Genomic DNA, 12,984 nt, shown 5'->3' with positions numbered 1-12,984 from the left:
GGACAGATTCCATGCAAGACGTCGTGATTGTTGCTGCCACCCGCACCGCCGTGGGCAGCTTCCAAGGTTCGCTGGCAAGCATCCCGGCCCCGGAGCTGGGGGCTGCGGTGATTCGTCGCCTGCTGGAGCAGACCGGCATCGACCCGGCACTCGTGGATGAAGTGATCCTTGGCCAGGTGCTCACCGCCGGCAGCGGCCAGAACCCGGCCCGCCAGGCCTCGATCCTCGCCGGCCTGCCCCACGCCGTGCCGGCGCTGACCCTGAACAAGGTCTGCGGCTCGGGGCTCAAGGCCCTGCACCTGGGCGCACAAGCGATCCGTTGCGGCGATGCCGAGGTAATCATCGCCGGCGGCATGGAGAACATGAGCCTGGCCCCGTACGTATTGCCAGCCGCCCGCACCGGCCTGCGCATGGGCCATGCGAAGATGATCGACAGCATGATCACCGACGGTCTGTGGGATGCGTTCAACGACTACCACATGGGCATCACCGCCGAGAACCTGGTGGACAAGTACGGCATCAGCCGTGAAGCCCAGGACGCCTTCGCCGCCGCCTCCCAGCAAAAAGCCACGGCGGCCATTGAAGCCGGGCGTTTCAGCGATGAGATCACACCGATCCTGATTCCCCAGCGCAAGGGCGACCCGGTGGCCTTCGCCGTGGACGAACAGCCACGGGCGGGCACCACCGCCGAATCCCTGGCCAAGCTCAAGCCGGCCTTCAAGAAAGACGGCACGGTCACCGCCGGCAATGCATCCAGCCTCAACGACGGCGCGGCTGCCGTGCTGCTGATGAGCGCGGACAAAGCCAAGGCCCTGGGCCTGCCGGTACTGGCACGCATCGCCAGCTACGCCAACGCCGGCGTCGATCCCGCGATCATGGGCATTGGCCCGGTATCGGCCACCCGCCGCTGCCTGGACAAGGCCGGCTGGAGCCTGGGCGACCTGGACCTGATCGAAGCCAACGAAGCCTTTGCCGCGCAGTCACTGGCGGTGGGCAAAGAGCTGGAATGGGACGCGGCCAAGGTCAACGTCAACGGCGGCGCGATTGCCATCGGCCACCCGATTGGCGCGTCAGGCTGCCGTGTGCTGGTGACCCTGCTGCATGAAATGATCAAGCGTGACGCCAAGAAGGGCCTGGCCACCCTGTGCATCGGTGGCGGGCAAGGTGTAGCCCTGGCCCTTGAACGCAGCTGATTTCAAAGAGCAACATGGAAAAGGCCCGGTTCCACGAAAACCGGGCCTTTTCTTTATCGGTCAGTCCCGCGCCTGGGGCACCGCAAACACCGCATTTGCCCGCACCACCACCTTCTCCCCGACCTGCACGCTGACCGTGGCAAACGCCATCTGCCGCCCGCGCTTGTGATGCTCCAGACGCACCTCGACCCACTCCCCTACCTGCACCGCGCCGAGATAGTCCAGGGTCATGCTCGCCGTGATCAACGGCAGCGGCGGCTCGCTGGAAAACGCCATGGCGTAGCCCATGCCCACATCCGCCAGGGTGGCCAGCACGCCACCGTGCACGGTGCCGCGTCCGTTGGCGTGGCGGTTGTCGGCGCGCAGGCCGATTTCCAGCTGCAAGCCTTCACCTCGGCTATACACCGGGCCAAGCAGGTCCAGGAGTGGGCTGCTGCGACGCAGCGGGGTAAAGCCTTCGGGGATGGCATGGGCAGTCATGTCAGGTTCTTCCTTGGGGACAAGGCTGGAGGTGTATCCCACCGCAGCCATCCGGACCATCAACATCAGCCCGGTAAATCCCCGGTGATAAGCCTAACGCTTCATGCAGCGCTGATAACGCTCATCCACGCGCTTGGCAAACCAGGCCGTGGTGAGGTTGCGGGTGATCTTCGGGCTTTTCAGCACGATGCCCGGCAGGATCGCCCGCGGCACCGGTTTGCCGGCGGCCTTGTCGGCCAGGGCGAACACCCGCTGGTACAGGGTAGTGTCTTCAAAATCCAGGCGCTCGCCCTGCTCCAGCTGGCTGCGGATGCTCGGGTTGCGCATGTCCAGCGCCTTGCCCAGTGAGCGCACTGCCAGCTCGGTGGTGCCTGGCAGGAACGAGCCGTAGTTGATCAAGTCGCCGTCCAGCGCCAGCGTGGTACCTGAGACCCGGCTGACAGCCGCCTGGAATGCCGCATTGCGGCTGGCGTACCAACCCGCGTTGAAATCGGCGAAGCGGTACAGCATCTGGTCGTAATTCACCGGGTAGCCCAGCAGATGGGTGATGCCAAAGTACATGCCGCCTCGGCGGGTAAACACTTCCCGGCGGATGCTGCCATCCACGGTGTAGGGATAATCCCGGGCCTGCTTCTGTGCGAAGTCGATGCTGACCTGCATCGGGCCTGCGGTATGCACCGGGTTGAAGCCGCCAAACAGCGTATTGCCCAAGGGCACGACACTGATGAAGTCGTCAAAGATTCCACTCAAATCCCGCTCGGTGCGCGCAGCGTTCAAGCGCTCGGCGTAGGACTTGCCGGTGGGCGAGCGCAGTTGCAGTGCCGTGCGCACCAATACCGCCGGCACATGGACTTTAGCGGCGCGCCGCAGGATCTCGTCCTGGGCGATCTTGCCCATGTTCGGGACCGGCGGGTCGACCTGATAGGTGGACTCCTGCTCGGTCACGGCCAATACCGCGCAGATGTTCTCAGTACCGGGGTAGATTTTCTGCGTGTTGAAGGCGGTGTAGATGTCCTGGGCCCAGCCGCCACGATCCGGCACGCTGGCCGGCATCAGCCGCACGATCTGCGCTTTCACCTCGGCTTCGCTGCGCTCCGGCAGTTGCTGGGTGCGCTGGCTGGAGCAGCCGGCCAGTACCAATAAGGTGGTAAGGCACAGGATGAGGCGAGATGAACGCATGGGGCTTCCTTGGGTGACGATGGGCCAGTCTTGGCAGATATCGACCGGTAAGTCTAACCGGGGTTCGCCGACCTGCTGCTCTCGCCAAAAAAACCAGGACGTGAAAGGATCAGGCACCCGTCGTTCCTACAAGGAGTTTGAATGCCATGCTTAGCCTGAACTTCCTGATCACCTGCCTGATCGTCGTGCTCATTCCCGGCACCGGCGTGATCTTCACCGTGTCCACCGGACTGACCGCCGACAAGCGCGCCAGTGTGTTCGCCGCGCTGGGCTGCACCGCCGGGATCGTCCCGCACTTGTTGGCCTCCGTGCTTGGGCTGTCCGCCCTGCTGCATACCAGCGCCCTGGCGTTCGAAGCCCTCAAGTATGCCGGCGCCGCCTACTTGCTATACCTCGCCTATGCCACCTGGCGGGACCGCTCGGCCTTTGCCATGAACGACGCACCGACGATTTCCAGCGCCCACAGCCTGATGGTGCGAGGCCTGTTGCTGAATATTCTGAACCCCAAGCTGACGATTTTCTTCCTGGCGTTCCTGCCGCAATTCGTCACCCCGGGCGCGGGCGCACCGGCCCTGCAAATGCTGTTGCTGAGCAGTGTATTCATGGCGATGACGTTTGCGGTGTTTGTGATTTATGGCCTGCTGGCCAATGTGTTCCGCCGCGCGGTGATCGAATCGCCACGTGTACAGAACTGGCTGCGCCGCAGTTTTGCAGCGGCGTTTGCGGGGTTGGGGCTGAACCTGGCGTTTGCCCAGCGCTAAGTTGCAAGCAGCCGCGAACAGCCTTCTTGTGGCGAGGGAGCTTGCTCCCGCTGGACTGCGCAGCAGGCCCATTTTCAGGGCCGCTCCGCGCCCCAGCGGGAGCAAGCTCCCTCGCCACAGGTTACTTAGATCCCGGCGAGTGCCAGGTCCATCGCGAAGTAGGTGAAGATCAAGTCCGCACCGGCGCGCTTGATCGAGCCCAGGGTTTCCCGTACCACGCGGGCTTCATCGATCGCACCCGCCTGGGCGCCGAACTTGATCATCGCGTACTCGCCGCTGACCTGGTACGCCGCCACCGGCAAACGCGAGGCTTCGCGGATGTCGCGGATGATGTCCAGGTACGCGCCGGCCGGCTTGACCATCAGCGCATCCGCACCTTCCTGCTCATCCAGCAACGATTCGCGCACCGCTTCGCGGCGGTTCATCGGGTTCATCTGGTAGCTCTTGCGATCGCCCTTCAGCGCGCTGCCGCCGGCTTCGCGGAACGGGCCGTAGAGGGCCGAGGCGAACTTGGTGGAATAGGCCATGATCGGGATATGGCTGAAGCCTGCTTCATCCAGGGCCCGGCGAATGGCCTGGACCTGCCCGTCCATCGCGGCAGACGGCGCGATCACATCGGCACCGGCACGAGCGGCAGCCACAGCTTGCTTGCCAAGGTTGACCAGGGTGCGGTCGTTGTCGACTTCGGCGCCGTGCATCACGCCGCAATGGCCGTGGTCGGTGTACTCGCAGAAGCATGTGTCGGACATCACGATCATTTCCGGCACCGCATCCTTGATGATCGAGGACATGCGCGACACCAGGCCACGCTCTTGCCAGGTGTCACTGCCCGAGGCGTCCAGGTGGTGGGACACGCCGAAGGTCATCACCGACTTGATCCCGGCTTTCGCATAGCGTTCGATCTCGCCGGCCAGCTTCGACTCGGGAATGCGCTGCACCCCGGGCATGCTGGTGATCGGCACGAAGTCGTCGATTTCTTCTTCAACGAAGATCGGCAGCACCAGGTCATTGAGGGTGAATTCGCTTTCCTGGAACAGGCCACGCAACTCCGGGGAGCGGCGCAGGCGTCGTGGACGGGCTTCGGGGAACTGGCTGGACATTGATGCTCCTGAAAAAAGGCAGGCCAAAAATCTTTGGGGCGAAAGCTTATGCCTCGTGCACCGCAGAGCACAAACGCCAAGTGCGGAACAGTTTATTGCAGGCTTGGTAACAATTGCATTGATCTAGAGCTGTAGACGGCCTTCAATGCAAACGGCAACCGCGCCGCCGACCCAGATTTCCTCGCCGCTGTGTTCAATGCGGATTCGCCCGGCGCGGCCCATGGCGGTGCCCTGGCTGACCACATAGCGGCTGGGCGCCAAACCCTCGCCCAGCAACCACTGGGCGACACCGGCGTTCAGGCTGCCGGTGGCCGGATCTTCCGGAGCGCCGTCGCCGGCAATAAAGGCCCGCACCTCAAACTGCGCCTCATCGCCATCCCGCTCGGGGTTCCACGGGGCGATCACGCCCACGGCCAAGCCCTGCAACTGCGAATAGTCAGGCCGCAGTGCCAGTACCTGCTCGCGATCCGCCAGCATCACCGCCAGCCAGCCCGCGCCGTTATCCACCCACTGGCTGCGCAAAATCGCACCGGGCTCAAGGTTCAGGGCCCGACGCACGCGCTCGACCAATTCAGCTTCCAGCGGGCCGGAACGCAGCAACGGTGGCGCGATAAACGCCAGTTCATCGCCCTGGCGGCGGATGCGCACCAGGCCGATCTCACACTCCTGGATGATCTCCTCCCCAGCGGGTTGGCCACCGGCCAGCAACCAGGCATGGCAACTGCCCAGGGTCGGATGGCCGGCAAACGGCAACTCCTTGAGGGTCGTGAAGATCCTTACGCGGTAGTCCGCTCGTGGATCACGGGGCTTGAGCAGGAAGGTGGTTTCGCTGAGGTTGGTCCAGTTGGCGAAATCCGCCATCTGCTGGTCGCTCAGGCTGTCGGCGCCCAGCACCACGGCCAACGGGTTGCCCTTGACGGCCACACTGCTGAAAACGTCCAGTTGTTTGAAGTCGAAAGAAGCCATGCCGGTCCTTATGCTGGGATGTTCAAGCCACGGATCACCGCCGGCCGGGCGACGAACCCGTCCAGGGCCCGCAGTACGTTCGGGAAGTCGGTAATACCCACCAGGTCGCCAGACTCATAGAAGCCGATCAGGTTGCGAACCCACGGGAAGGTGGCGATATCGGCGATGCTGTACTCGTCACCCATGATCCAGGTGCGGCCCAACAGGCGCTTTTCCAGCACCTCCAGCAAGCGGCGCGACTCGGCGACGTAGCGATCGCGCGGGCGCTTGTCTTCATAGGCCGCGCCGGCGAATTTGTTGAAGAACCCCACCTGGCCGAACATCGGTCCGATACCGGCCATCTGGAACATCAGCCACTGGATCGTCTCGTAACGCATCGCCGGGTCTTCGGGAAGCAATTCACCGCTCTTCTCGGCGAGGTAGATCAGGATCGCGCCCGACTCGAACAGCCCCAGCGCCTGGCCGCTCGGGCCATTGGGATCGATGATCGCCGGAATCTTGTTGTTGGGGTTCAGCGACAGGAACTCGCTGGAAAGCTGGTCCTGGGTCTCGAAACTGACCTTGTGCGCCTCGTAGGGCAGGCCGATTTCCTCGAGCATGATCGACACCTTGACCCCGTTGGGCGTGGGCAACGAATACAGCTGCAAACGCTCGGGATGCCGGGCCGGCCATTTGGCGGTGATGGGGAAGTCTGAAAGTGAGTTCATCATGGGACTCCTGATAAAAGTAGGAGAGTAGTGGTTCAGTGCCTATCGTGCATCCGTCTTAATTCAGCAACATCTGCGGGTTAATCTCCTGCACACGGCAAGGATGCCGCCCCATCTCCCCCGCGAAACGAACCAAACTGCCTTGGGGGACTCTTAAAGAGCGCCCGATGGCTGGGCTTGCTTGCCCTGAATCCCTGCACCGAGACTTAGAACCATCATGACCATCAAGCCTCTGTGCCTTGCGAAACGCTTCAAACGCTACTCCTACATCCTGCTGCCGGTATTGCTGGTGAGCGCCGCGGTCGGCCTTAGCCTGGAATCGCGGGTCAGCCGCGCCCAGCCGGTCGACGGCGTGCAAACCCTGGTGTTCCTGCGCCATGGCGAGAAACCTGCCGGGGGCCTCGGCCAACTCAACTGCCAGGGGCTTAACCGTGCGATGAACCTGGCCACCGTGCTGCCGGAAAAATTCGGCAACGCCAACTACGTGTTCGCACCCAACCCGACCCGCAATGTCGAGGAAGGCGAGAAAGACAACTCCTACAGCTACATCCGCCCGTTGATGACCATCAGCCCCAGCGCGATCAAGCTCGGGTTGCCGGTCAACATCAAGTTCTCGGCCAATGACACCAGCGCCCTCGCTGACGAACTGGTGGAGGACAAATACCACAACGCCGTCATCTACACTGCCTGGTCCCATGGGTATCTGCCGGACTTGATCAACAAGGTGGCAAGCGAGGCCGTCGGTGAAAAACATGTGATTACCGACGATTGGTCCGGCAGCGATTTCGATAGCTTGTATGTGTTGACCCTGACCTGGCACAACGGCAAGGCCTCGCTGCTCAGCCGCAACTACAAGCAAGGCCTGGACAATGGCCAGCAGACTTGCCCGGACGCAACGCAAGTCAGCGCCGATATCTGACCGCCCCCGAAGACCCGTGGCGAGGGAGCTTGCTGTGGCGAGGGAGCTTGCTCCCGCTGGAGTGCGAAGCGCTCCCAGAATTTTGGGGCCGCTTCGCAGCCCAGCGGGAGCAAGCTCCCTCGCCACAGTGCTTCGGAGGCGGCCTTGTACAGCGTATGATGTTGCGCTATTGACTCACCTGCGGATCATCTACATGTCCAACCTCTCCTCCACCCAGCCTGCCCGGGGCTGGTCCTTCTGGTGGAAACCAGCGCTGTTCCTGCTGGTGGCCTGCGTCGGCCTCTACTACGTGAAATGGTCGCCCTACTACGCCAAGGCGTTTATCGCGGCAGACAACCACAGCATCGGCGCCTCGATTCTCAACGACCAGCAAAGCGCGCCACTGGCCGCGGCGCTGGCCTATGCCCAGGTGTATTTCCTGGCGATCTGGAAGGCTGCGGTGCTGGCGGTCATTCTCGGCTCATTGCTGCAGGTGCTGATCCCACGGGACTGGCTGCTGCGCCTGTTTGGCCGTGCCGGGCTGGGATCTACCCTGCGTGGCGGGCTGTTCGCCCTGCCGGGGATGATGTGCAGTTGCTGCGCCGCTCCGGTGGCGGCCGGTATGCGTCGGCAGAAAGTCTCGGTCGGCGCGGCGCTGGCGTTCTGGATTGCCAACCCGGTGCTGAACCCGGCGACACTGGTGTTCATGGGCTTTGTGCTGGGCTGGGGCTTTACCGCGCTGCGGTTGGTGGCCGGGATCGTGCTGGTGGTGGGTGTTTCGCTGGTGGCGCAACGCATCGCGCGGCCGGAGCAGGTACCGGAAGCCGCGCTCGACGCCGTGGCCCAGGCCAGCCATGCCGAAACAGAACCGTTCCTGACCCGCTGGCTGCGCACCCTGTGGCAGCTGTTCTGGAGCACGATTCCGGTGTACATCCTGGCGGTGCTGATCCTTGGCGCGGCGCGGGTCTGGCTGTTTCCCCACGTTGACGGCGCCATGGCCAACAGCCTGGTGTGGCTGGTGCCTCTGGCGATTGTCGGCACGTTGTTCGTGATCCCGACCGCCGCCGAAATCCCCATCGTGCAGACCATGATGACCCTCGGCATGGGCACCGGCCCGGCCGTGGCCTTGCTGATGACACTGCCGAGCGTGAGCCTGCCGTCGCTGCTGATGCTGCGCAAGGATTTCGATGCGCGGGTGCTGGTGACCGTGGCCGGGCTGACGATGCTGATGGGGGTGGTGTGTGGGCTGATCGGGGCGTTTATCCTGTAGTGATCGAGTGAATTCGAGGGCCTCTTCGCGGGCAAGCCCGCTCCCACATTTTGCCTGCATTCCTACAGGATAAATGCGGTCGAATGTGGGAGCGGGCTTGCTCGCGAAGGGGCCGGCAAACTCAATCAATCACGTACGCCGAGCGAGCCTGTCCCGGAAATACTCCACCACCGCCGCTTGCTCTCCCGCAAACTCGATGCGTGCGCCTTTGCTTTCCCGCTGGAACGCATACATCGGGTCGTAGTACTCACGCAACAGCCCTTCAATCCAGCCGCGGTGCAAATCCACCGCGCCGCTGCTGGCTTGTTCTGCCAATGCTTCCTGCATGATCGCGTGCAACCGCGCAAACCGCTCGCCGCCCAGGCGCTTGTGGATATTGGCCAGGCTCTGGGTCAGGCGCTCGGCAAACAGTTCCTGGCCAGTGTCGCCAAACACCGCGACAAACTCGGCGCAGAGGTCCACTACATAATCCTTCAGGATGCGCTCCACCCGGCCTTCAACGCTGTCTTCCAGCCAGACCATCGGGAAGCCCTGCATGCCTTTGTGCAAGGGCAACGGCAGCGCGCAGCTGCCGATCATGCGGCTCTCATCCTCGACCACAAACTGCTCGATACCGGCGGCGCGCTTTTTCAGCAGGTCCACCGCCAGGCGGTTTTCGAAGTCGATGTTGGAAGGTTGCGCCGTGGCGCGTTTGCCGAAGCTGGAACCGCGATGGTTGGCGTGGCCTTCCAGGTCCAGGGCGTTGTTCAACTGGCCGAGCACTTCGGTCTTGCCGGTACCGGTCATGCCGCCCAACAGTACGAAGTCGCATTGCGCGGTGGCGCTTTCAACCGTGTCGAGCAGGAAAGTCCGCATGGCCTTGTAGCCACCGCCCACTCGCGGATAGTCGATACCCGCCTCGGTTTTCAACCATTGCTGGGCAATCTGCGAACGCATCCCGCCGCGAAAGCAGTACAGCAGACCATCCGGATTGGCCTGGGCAAAACGCGCCCAGTGTTCGATACGTTCGGCCTTGATCGCCCCGGACACCAGTTCGTGCCCGAGAACAATGGCTGCCTGCTGGCCTTGCTGCTTGTAACAGGTGCCCACCCGTTCGCGCTCGTCGTCGGTCATCAACGGCAGGTTGACCACCCCGGGAAACGCGCCCTTGATGAACTCGATCGGCGCGCGGGTATCCATCATCGGCCGGTCGTTGAGAAAGATGTCGCGGTAATCGGTGATGTCGATGGGCATCAGAACACCTCTACCGCGTTGGTCTGTCGCTCAACCAGTTCGCCGATCGGCTCAAGGTTCAGGCCCAGCTCCGCCGCCACGGCGAGGAATTCGGCATTGCCTTCGGGGGTGACCGCCACCAGCAGCCCGCCGCTGGTTTGCGGGTCGCACAGCACGCGCTTGTGCAGTTCGTTCAGGCGCCCCAGCTTGCTGGCGTAGCTGTCGAAATTGCGCAAGGTGCCGCCGGGGACGCAGCCCTGTTCCAGGTAGTACTCAACCCCGGGCAGGCGTGGGACTTTTTCGTATTCGATGCGGGCAGTTAATTGGCTGCCGTCGGCCATTTCCACCAGGTGGCCCAACAGGCCGAAACCGGTGACGTCGGTCATGGCCGTGACACCGGCCAGCTTGCCAAAACGGCTGCCGGGTTTGTTGAGGGTGCACATCCAGTCACGGGCCAGGCCCACGTCGGCCTCGCGCAGCTTGCCCTTCTTCTCGGCCGTGGTGAGGATGCCGATGCCCAGGGGTTTGGTCAGGTACAGTTGGCAACCGGCGGTGGCGGTGTCGTTGCGCTTCATGTGGCGCTTTTCCACCAGCCCGGTGACGGCTAGGCCGAAGATCGGCTCCGGGGCGTCGATGGAGTGGCCGCCGGCCAGGGGAATCCCGGCAGCGTCACACACGGAACGGCCGCCGCGAATCACTTCCCGGGCAATCTCCGGAGCCAGCACGTTGACCGGCCAGCCGAGAATCGCGATGGCCATCAACGGATCGCCGCCCATCGCATAGATATCGCTGATGGCATTGGTGGCGGCAATGCGGCCGAAGTCGAAGGGGTCATCGACGATCGGCATGAAAAAGTCGGTGGTGGACACCACGCCGCGCTCCTCGTCGATGGCGTACACCGCCGCGTCATCGCGCGAAGCGTTGCCTACCCAGAGCTTGGGGTCGAGGTTCTGTGCGCCACTGCCGGCGAGGATCACTTCCAGTACCTGAGGTGAGATCTTGCAACCGCAACCAGCACCGTGGCTGTATTGGGTCAGGCGAATCGGCTCGTTCATGGGTATCCCTCAAGGCGTCAAGTGGGCGGATTCTAGCAGACAGCAAAAGGCCGACTGCATGCAGTCGGCCCTTATGTTCAGCCCTTAGTGTTTGGCAGCAAGCCGTTTATGCCGGTTGCGTCGCATCATGTTCAGGCATTCGATAGCCGCCGAGAACGCCATGGCCGCATACACATAGCCTTTTGGCACATGGGCGCCGAAACCTTCGGCGATCAGCGTCATACCGATCATGATGAGGAAGCCCAGGGCCAACATCACGATGGTCGGGTTGTCGTTGATGAACTTGGCCAGCGGCTCGGCCGCCACCAGCATCACGATCACCGAGACCACCACGGCAATGATCATGATCGGCAAGTGCTCGGTCATGCCCACGGCGGTGATGATGCTGTCGATGGAAAACACCATGTCCAGCAGCAGGATCTGGCCAATCGCCGAGGCGAAGCCCAGGGTCACGCTCGGCGCGCCGGTGTCCACATGCTCCTTCTCGGGGTCCATGCTGTGATGGATCTCGGTGGTGGCCTTCCACACCAGGAACAGGCCACCGGCGATCAGGATCATGTCTTTCCAGGAGAACGACTGCCCCAGGATGTCGATGACCGGCTCGGTCAGCTGCACGATAAAGGCGATGGTGCTCAACAGGCCCAGACGCAGGATCAATGCCATGCTGATGCCGATGCGGCGGGCCTTGGCCCGGTGCTTCACCGGCAACTTGTTGGTGAGAATCGAGATAAAGATCAGGTTATCGATCCCCAGCACGATCTCCATGACGATCAGGGTGGCCAGTGCGATCCACGCGGTCGGGCTGGCGGCCAGTTGTAAAAGGTATTCCATAGGTCATTCCTGGTGTTGTGTGCGGGTATCAGGTTTCTTGGGAGGTGGACTCAGGCTTGCTGTCTTCCTGTTCCGGCTTGTCCGGCTTGCCTTGCGGCGGTGCGATCAAGCCCTTGGTCGCGTCACTCAACGCCTGCTCGGCGGCCTGGTGGGTGTCGTCAATCACTTGCTTGGCCGACTCAGTGGCCTTGCCCAGCAGTTGTTGCGCGCTTTTTTCCGCTTGGTCACAGCCACTGAGCATGACTAATGAAAGCCCAAGTAACGCCGTTGCGCCCAGGGAATTGAGTTTCATGATGCGTTCCTCGTTAGAACCGTCGGGTCCAAGTAGTGGCCCCTCGATAGCGACGCATTCTATGCAGGGGAACACTTCAGGAAAATTCGTATTTTTTTCGTTTATACTTCGGTTTTCACGAAGTATTGGTCGCCATGCTCAATTACCGACAACTGCACTACTTCTGGGTCGTCGCCAAGACCGGCAGCATCGTGCGCGCCTGCGAGCAACTGAACCTCACGCCGCAGACCATCAGCGGGCAGATCAGCCTGCTGGAACAGACCTTTGGCGTGGCATTGTTCCAGAAGGTCGGGCGCCAGCTGGAGCTGACCGAAGCCGGGCGCCAGGCGCTGCCCTATGCCGAGCAGATGTTCCAGCTGGGCAATGAGCTTGAAGCGATGTTGCGCACCCAGCCCAATGAGCAGCAGATCCTGTTCCGGGTTGGCGTCGCGGATGTGGTGCCCAAGTCCATCGTCTATCGGCTGATTGCGCCAACCATGGAGTTGAGCGAGCCGATCCGCATCACCTGCCGTGAAGACAAACTCGAACGCTTGCTGGCGGACCTGGCGATCCAGCGCCTGGACCTGGTGATCTCCGACAGCCCGATGCCGCCGCACCTGGACATCAAGGGCTACAGCCAGAAGCTGGGGGAATGCGGCATCAGTTTCTTCGCAACCCAGGCATTGGCTGACCAGCATCGCGGCGATTTCCCACAATGCCTGCAGGGTGCGCCGCTGTTGATTCCGGGGGCGGAGACGGTGGTGCGCAGCCGTTTGCTGCGCTGGTTTGCCGAGCAGCAGATCCAGCCTCGGATTGTCGGGGAATTTGACGACAGCGCGTTGATGCAGGCCTTTGGCCAATCCGGCAGCGGGATTTTCATCGCGCCGAGCGTGATTGCCGACGAGGTGGAACGCCAGTATGGCGTGGCGCTGATCGGCCAGACGGATGCGGTGACCGAATCGTTTTATGCAATCTCGGTGGAGCGCAAGGTCAAGCACCCCGGCATCGTGGCGATTACCGAAGGTGCCAGACGGGAGCTGTTCACTTCCCTGCCCTGAAGG

The 12,984-nt window shown here is 62.6% G+C and carries 14 protein-coding genes; 5 read left to right on the top strand and 9 right to left on the bottom strand.

Features of this window, described 5'->3' with window-relative positions; genetic code table 11:
• The first annotated feature begins 11 nt into the window (after positions 1-11).
• A complete protein-coding gene (locus AC3WKX_RS18700; protein WP_003211627.1) occupies positions 12-1,193 on the top strand; it encodes an acetyl-CoA C-acetyltransferase in 1,182 nt (393 codons plus the stop codon).
• 60 nt (positions 1,194-1,253) lie between these two features.
• Here the strand turns inward: AC3WKX_RS18700 and AC3WKX_RS18695 are convergent, their stop codons facing one another.
• On the bottom strand, positions 1,254-1,673 hold the full coding sequence (locus tag AC3WKX_RS18695) for a PaaI family thioesterase (protein WP_003211628.1): 420 nt from the start codon (positions 1,671-1,673) through the stop codon (positions 1,254-1,256).
• A gap of 93 nt (positions 1,674-1,766) precedes the next feature.
• Positions 1,767-2,852 carry a DUF1615 domain-containing protein gene (locus tag AC3WKX_RS18690; protein WP_008435895.1) on the bottom strand — a complete coding sequence of 362 codons (1,086 nt, stop codon included), beginning with the start codon at positions 2,850-2,852 and terminating at the stop codon, positions 1,767-1,769.
• Between the two features lie 146 nt (positions 2,853-2,998).
• Here AC3WKX_RS18690 and AC3WKX_RS18685 point away from each other — a divergent pair, with 146 nt between their 5' ends.
• Positions 2,999-3,613 carry a LysE family translocator gene (locus AC3WKX_RS18685; RefSeq protein ID WP_102604859.1) on the top strand — a complete coding sequence of 205 codons (615 nt, stop codon included), beginning with the start codon at positions 2,999-3,001 and terminating at the stop codon, positions 3,611-3,613.
• 125 nt (positions 3,614-3,738) lie between these two features.
• Here AC3WKX_RS18685 and hemB read toward each other — a convergent pair whose 3' ends face one another.
• The 3 genes from hemB to AC3WKX_RS18670 form a co-directional block, all read right to left on the bottom strand.
• On the bottom strand, positions 3,739-4,713 hold the full coding sequence (gene hemB / locus AC3WKX_RS18680; protein WP_003211635.1) for a porphobilinogen synthase: 975 nt from the start codon (positions 4,711-4,713) through the stop codon (positions 3,739-3,741).
• A 123-nt stretch (positions 4,714-4,836) separates the two neighbouring features.
• Complete coding sequence (locus AC3WKX_RS18675; RefSeq protein WP_102604858.1) at positions 4,837-5,679, bottom strand: PhzF family phenazine biosynthesis protein; 843 nt, start codon at positions 5,677-5,679, stop codon at positions 4,837-4,839.
• A gap of 8 nt (positions 5,680-5,687) precedes the next feature.
• Positions 5,688-6,386, bottom strand: coding sequence for a glutathione S-transferase N-terminal domain-containing protein (locus AC3WKX_RS18670; protein WP_008435902.1), 699 nt, complete (start codon positions 6,384-6,386; stop codon positions 5,688-5,690).
• A gap of 217 nt (positions 6,387-6,603) precedes the next feature.
• Between AC3WKX_RS18670 and AC3WKX_RS18665 the strand changes: the two genes are divergently transcribed.
• Together AC3WKX_RS18665 and AC3WKX_RS18660 are read left to right on the top strand one after the other, a co-directional pair.
• Positions 6,604-7,305, top strand: coding sequence for a histidine phosphatase family protein (locus AC3WKX_RS18665; protein WP_102604857.1), 702 nt, complete (start codon positions 6,604-6,606; stop codon positions 7,303-7,305).
• A 193-nt stretch (positions 7,306-7,498) separates the two neighbouring features.
• Positions 7,499-8,554 (top strand): permease, encoded by a 1,056-nt coding sequence (locus AC3WKX_RS18660; protein ID WP_003211251.1) that lies wholly within the window; start codon positions 7,499-7,501, stop codon positions 8,552-8,554.
• Between the two features lie 129 nt (positions 8,555-8,683).
• On the opposite strand, the gene mnmH is transcribed toward AC3WKX_RS18660, so the two are convergent.
• The 4 genes from mnmH to AC3WKX_RS18640 all read right to left on the bottom strand — a co-directional run bounded on the left by mnmH (position 8,684) and on the right by AC3WKX_RS18640 (position 11,944).
• Complete coding sequence (mnmH, locus tag AC3WKX_RS18655; RefSeq protein WP_102604856.1) at positions 8,684-9,787, bottom strand: tRNA 2-selenouridine(34) synthase MnmH; 1,104 nt, start codon at positions 9,785-9,787, stop codon at positions 8,684-8,686.
• Positions 9,787-10,821, bottom strand: coding sequence for a selenide, water dikinase SelD (gene selD, locus AC3WKX_RS18650; protein WP_003211248.1), 1,035 nt, complete (start codon positions 10,819-10,821; stop codon positions 9,787-9,789). The genes mnmH and selD overlap by 1 nt, the downstream gene beginning before the upstream one ends.
• 84 nt (positions 10,822-10,905) lie before the next feature.
• A complete protein-coding gene (locus AC3WKX_RS18645; RefSeq protein ID WP_003211245.1) occupies positions 10,906-11,652 on the bottom strand; it encodes a TerC family protein in 747 nt (248 codons plus the stop codon).
• 28 nt (positions 11,653-11,680) lie between these two features.
• The gene (locus tag AC3WKX_RS18640; RefSeq protein WP_023658942.1) at positions 11,681-11,944 is read right to left on the bottom strand and encodes a hypothetical protein; all 264 of its coding nucleotides are present in this window, start codon (positions 11,942-11,944) and stop codon (positions 11,681-11,683) included.
• Positions 11,945-12,078: 134 nt separating this feature from the next.
• Here AC3WKX_RS18640 and nhaR point away from each other — a divergent pair, with 134 nt between their 5' ends.
• Entirely contained in the window at positions 12,079-12,981 is a 903-nt protein-coding gene (gene nhaR / locus AC3WKX_RS18635; protein WP_003211241.1) for a transcriptional activator NhaR, read from the top strand.
• Positions 12,982-12,984 lie beyond the last annotated feature (3 nt).

This window comes from Pseudomonas sp. GP01-A4, assembly GCF_058780865.1.
Note: the sequence above shows the minus strand (reverse complement) of the source record. Positions and strands in the feature narration are given on the sequence as shown.